This is a genomic window from Bacillus sp. GbtcB10 (assembly GCF_019091365.1).
GTDB lineage: Bacteria > Bacillota > Bacilli > Bacillales > Bacillaceae > Bacillus > Bacillus altitudinis.
The window spans coordinates 1-277 of sequence record NZ_JAGXJP010000109.1 but is presented as its reverse complement, the minus strand read 5'-3'; the positions used below and the strand labels follow the sequence as shown (position 1 = coordinate 277).

1 pseudogene is annotated in these 277 nt (G+C 52.0%); it reads right to left on the bottom strand.

Features of this window, described 5'->3' with window-relative positions:
* Positions 1–277, bottom strand: a pseudogene (locus tag KVT11_RS19805) (glycosyltransferase family 2 protein); the annotation flags it as partial.

Sequence of the window (277 nt, the reverse complement as noted above, 5' to 3'; positions counted from 1 at the left end):
GCTTCAGCCGTCTGCATGCCTGAAAAACGAGGATCGCATTATCAATGGAATACGTAAACGATCTCCTTTTAAACGCATCACTGTCCTCTCTGACTTTATACAGCGTTTCTTGGAGATTGTACCCCCGGAAACCCGCTTCAAAAAAGCGCAGCCACAAATCGATATCCTCCATCCGCCGCGTCCGCCTGACTGACCGGTAGCCGCCAAGCGCTTTGTACGCTTCAGCCCGCATCATAATGGTGCCGTGGCAGAACGGTGTGCCTTTCGCCATAATTCC